Here is a 4517-nt window from a genome sequence, read left to right as displayed (position 1 = left end):
TGAAAAATTAATCCTACTGATAACACTCCCTCTTTTTCCCCTCTATTTAGAGCTAAAACTCTATGTGAAAGTACTTTTGAAACAGGCTCTGTATATTCATAATAATCTTTATATATTAGCTTTCCATCTAACTCTTCAGCTTTTTTACTTTTTTTAGATGTTACAATACCTTTTTTTTGCATCTCTTCTCTTAATCTCTCTCTATACTCAGGTGTTTCAGACAGATTTTGAGCTACTATTAATTTTGCTCCTTCAATTGCAGCTTCTATAGTTGCAACCTCTTCATTCATAAACTCTTTTGCTTTTCCCTCTAACTCTTTAAGTGTTGACATTTTGTAAATTTCAAGAGAAAGTGGTTCTAATCCCTGCTCTTTAGCTATATCTGCCTTTGTTTTTCTTTTCTTTTTATAAGGAAAATATATATCTTCAACAGCTTGAAGCTTTTCAGCTGATAATATTTGTTTTTTAAGTTCTTCAGTTAGTTTATCTTGCTCTTCAATTAATCTGATAACTTCTTCTTTTCTTGTTTCTAAATTTCTTAAATAGATCACCATTTCAGATATTTTAGAAATCTGTGTTTCATCTAAATTTTCAGTAACTTCTTTTCTGTATCTTGCTATAAATGGAACAGTAGCACCTTCATCTAATAACTTTATAGTATTAGACACTTGGTCTATTTTTATTCCCAATTCAGTAGCAATTCTTTTAAAGAGCTTATCCATAAACTTATCTCCTTTTTATTATCGAATTTACCTTGTATTATACCATATTATTACAATCGTTGTCTAATACAAAGAGAAAAAAAAAGGTGCCCTTAGGCACCAATTCTTTATGCAATTAGTTTTTCTTTGCAGCTTCGAACTTTGCCCAAACTCCAGCTTTGTCTAATAATGACTTAACTGTTCTAGTTGGTTGTGCTCCGTTCATAAGGAACTTTACAATTTCCTCTTCTTTAAGAGATACTTTTCCATCTTCTAATGGGAAATAGTTTCCTAAGTAAGCTACTGCCTTACCGTCTCTTCTTGATAACGCTTCCATAGCAGCTATTCTGTATACAGGTCTCTTTTTGCTTCCCATTCTAGTTAATCTTAATTTTAACATCTAAAATCACTTCTCCTTTATCTTCTTTATTATTATTTTGGTTTGCTCGTTATATTCATTTTATCTAAAAAGGAAACTTCATTCCACCTTTTTTTCCACCCATTCCAGGTATCTGTGGGAATTTTCCATTTGAAAACATTTTCATCATCTCTTTCATCTGTTCAAACTGTTTAAGTAGTTTGTTTATATCAGACACTTGAGTTCCACTTCCCTTAGCTATTCTTAACTTACGGTTAGCTTTTAAAATTTCAGGTTTTTTCTTCTCTTCTTTAGTCATAGATTGAATAATTGCTTCAACTTTTTTCATCTCTTTTTCAGCAGGAGCTAAATCTCCTATCTGTCCCATTCCAGGAATCATTTTTAATATACTTCCTAAAGATCCTAACTTCTTTATATTTTGAAGTTGCTTTAAGAAATCATCAAGATCAAATTTTTGAGTTCTTATTTTTTCTTCTAAAGATTTTGCATCCTCTTCACCGATAGCCTCTTGAGCCTTTTCAACTAAAGAAACTACATCTCCCATTCCTAAGATTCTTGATGCCAATCTCTCTGGATGGAAAAGTTCCAAGTCATCTAATTTTTCACCAGTTCCAACAAATTTAATTGGTTTCCCAACAACTGATTTTATTGATAAGGCTGCTCCTCCTCTTGTATCACCATCAAACTTTGTAAGTACTATTCCATCAATACTTAAAGCATTATTAAATGATTGAGCTAAGTTTACAGCATCTTGTCCTATCATTGCGTCAACAACTAATAGAATTTCTTGAGGTCTAACAGCTTTTCTTATGTTTTTAACCTCTTCCATTAATACTTCATCTATATGTAATCTACCTGCAGTATCCACTATTACATAAGTTGCTCCAGATTCCTTTGCCTTAGCAAGTCCTCTTTCACAAAGTGCAACTGCATCTTTACTTCCTAGTTCAAAATAAACCTCAGCTTTTATTTGGTTAGCTAAAACTTCTAACTGTTTCATTGCTGCTGGTCTATATATATCTGCCCCTATTAAGAATACTTTCTCACCTTGTTTTTGTAAGTGTTTTCCTAATTTTCCTGCAAATGTTGTTTTTCCTGCTCCTTGTAATCCCGCTAATAGAATTACTGTTGGATTTTTAACACTTTTTGTAAGTCTTGAGTTTGTTCCTCCTAAAAGTTCAACTAACTCATCATTTACTACTTTTACAAATTGTTGTCCTGGGTTAACACCTGTTAAAACCTCTGTACCCACAGCCTTTTCCTGTATCTTAGCTACAAAATCCTTAACAACTTTATAGTTTACGTCGGCCTCTAGTAAAGACATTCTAACTTCACGTAAAGCTTCTTTTATGTTGCTTTCGCTTAGTTTCCCATGACCTCTAACTTTTTTCATTATATTTTGGAATCTACTTCCTAAATTTTCTAACATCGGCCACTCCCACTAAAAGTTTTTTTCGATAATGCTTTCTAAATTCTTCTTTGTAAAATTTTCTTTTAGCTCTTCCAATTGAGCTTTTAATTCTAAATCTCTCTTATGAAATCCAATAATTTTTTCATAATTTCTCAATATTTTAATTCCTCTTTTAATGTTATCATAGATTGCTTGTCTACTAACATTATGTCTTTTACCAATCTCTGTAAGAGAAAGATCCTCTTCAAAGTGTTCTAATAAATATTCTTTTTGTCTATCACTTAAAAGATTCTTGTAATAATCAAGTAAAATAGAAACTTCTAACATTTCATTCAATTCCATAATATCACCAATACATTATACCGACACCCACATAATTTGTCAAGGATTTTTTCTTTACAAACTTTAATATATTTTTTTCTATTTATTATTATGATATAATCAAATAAATACACTATTTAAGGGGTGACAAATTTGATTATAAAAGAGTCTTTTGAAAAGATTATTAAAGAGATAAATAGTGAAACAGGGGGAGTCTCTCAAGAGGTTATTGAGAACACTCCAGAGAGAATGGAAATTTTTTATAAGGAAGTTTTTTCAGGTTTAAATATAAATCCAGAGGATTTTCTAGAAAGAACTTTTCCTGTTCCACAAAATGATTTAGTTTTAGAAAAAGAGATAACTTTCTACTCTATGTGTGAACACCATTTTTTACCATTTTTTGGAAAAATAGCTATTGGTTATATTCCAAATGGTAAAATAGTTGGTTTTGGAGATTTAGTTAAAGTTGTAGAAGCCTATGCCAAAAGACCACAACTTCAAGAGAGAATGTGTGGAGAGATTGCTGACACTATTTTTAAAGCTTTAAAATGCCAAGGAGTTTACGTTCTTATGGAAGCTGAGCACCTTTGTATGACTATGAGAGGAGTTAAAGCTCCTGGAACTAAAATAATAACAACTGCCTCAAGGGGAGTTTTTACTGAAAATAATAACTTAAAAACAGAGATAATCAATCTTATAAAATAAGGAGACATATGGACAAAATATATATTGAAAATTTAGAATTTATTGGAAATCACGGAGTATTTAAAGAGGAAAAAATGTTACATCAAAAGTTTTCTATTTCAATAGAGATGGAAACTTCCACTAGGAGAGCTGGAGTTAATGATGATTTAAACCATTCTACTCACTATGGTTTTGTTTCAGATCATGTGGAAAAGGTTTTCTTTTCCAAATCTTTTGATTTAATTGAAGCTCTTGGTGAAGCAATAGCTGAGGAGATTTTAGTTAACTTTCCACTTATCCAAAAGGTTAAAGTTCTTGTAAAAAAACCTTGGGCACCTATAAGAAAACAATTTGACTTTGTTGCCATAGAAGCAAATCGTCAAAGAAATAAAGCTTATCTTTCAATTGGGAGTAATATTGGTAACAGTGAAGAGAACTTAAAAAGAGCAATATCTTTGATAGATTCTTTAAAAAATACTAAGGTTACTAAGTGTAGTTCTTTTTTAGTTACAGAACCCTTTGGAGATGTTATTCAAGATAATTTTTTAAATGCCTGTCTTGAAGTTACTACTTTATTTACTGGAGTGGAACTTTTAGAAAATCTACTTAATATTGAAAAAGAGATGGGAAGAGTTAGAGAGATAAAATGGGGCCCTAGATTAATTGATTTAGATATTTTACTATTTAACAATGACATTATTGAACTAGATAACTTAGCTGTACCTCATCCTTGGATGTGTGAAAGAAGCTTTGTTCTTGATCCACTATGTGAAATTGCACCAAATATTGTTCATCCACTTGAAAGAAAAACAATTACAACTTTAAAAAGAATTTTAGATAAATCTAGTAACTAGGAGGATTTTATGAGCACTTTAATTATGGGTATTTTAAATATTACTCCAGATTCTTTTTCTGATGGAGGAAACTTTTTTACCATTGAGGAAGCTTTAATTCAAACTGAAAAACTTTTAAATGATGGAGCTGATATTATTGATGTTGGAGGACAATCAACTAGGCCAGG

7 protein-coding genes are annotated in these 4517 nt (G+C 30.9%); 3 read left to right on the top strand and 4 right to left on the bottom strand.

Annotated features, from left to right (window positions below; genetic code table 11):
- From Q0V09_RS08055 to ylxM, 4 genes are all read right to left on the bottom strand, one after another.
- On the bottom strand, window positions 1–722 hold a 722-nt coding region (locus Q0V09_RS08055), incomplete at its 3' end, for a Tex-like N-terminal domain-containing protein (RefSeq protein WP_297488316.1).
- Window positions 723–837: 115 nt separating this feature from the next.
- Window positions 838–1101 carry a 30S ribosomal protein S16 gene (gene rpsP / locus Q0V09_RS08050; protein ID WP_297404671.1) on the bottom strand — a complete coding sequence of 88 codons (264 nt, stop codon included), beginning with the start codon at window positions 1099–1101 and terminating at the stop codon, window positions 838–840.
- Between the two features lie 64 nt (window positions 1102–1165).
- On the bottom strand, window positions 1166–2509 hold the full coding sequence (gene ffh / locus Q0V09_RS08045) for a signal recognition particle protein (protein WP_297404673.1): 1344 nt from the start codon (window positions 2507–2509) through the stop codon (window positions 1166–1168).
- A gap of 12 nt (window positions 2510–2521) precedes the next feature.
- Entirely contained in the window at window positions 2522–2833 is a 312-nt protein-coding gene (ylxM, locus tag Q0V09_RS08040; RefSeq protein WP_297404675.1) for a YlxM family DNA-binding protein, read from the bottom strand.
- Window positions 2834–2965: 132 nt separating this feature from the next.
- On the opposite strand from ylxM, the gene folE reads away from it, so the two are divergent.
- From folE to Q0V09_RS08025, 3 genes are all read left to right on the top strand, one after another.
- Complete coding sequence (gene folE, locus Q0V09_RS08035) at window positions 2966–3517, top strand: GTP cyclohydrolase I FolE (RefSeq protein ID WP_297404676.1); 552 nt, start codon at window positions 2966–2968, stop codon at window positions 3515–3517.
- A gap of 8 nt (window positions 3518–3525) precedes the next feature.
- Window positions 3526–4350, top strand: coding sequence for a 2-amino-4-hydroxy-6-hydroxymethyldihydropteridine diphosphokinase (gene folK, locus Q0V09_RS08030; protein ID WP_297488313.1), 825 nt, complete (start codon window positions 3526–3528; stop codon window positions 4348–4350).
- A gap of 9 nt (window positions 4351–4359) precedes the next feature.
- Window positions 4360–4517, top strand: a 158-nt coding sequence (locus Q0V09_RS08025; RefSeq protein ID WP_297488319.1) for a dihydropteroate synthase, incomplete at its 3' end; no start/stop codon positions are given.

Origin of the sequence: uncultured Cetobacterium sp., from assembly GCF_947039425.1 — a bacterium.
GTDB lineage: Bacteria > Fusobacteriota > Fusobacteriia > Fusobacteriales > Fusobacteriaceae > Cetobacterium_A.
The sequence above is the reverse complement of the archived record's forward strand: the minus strand, read 5'-3'. Positions and strand labels throughout refer to the sequence as shown.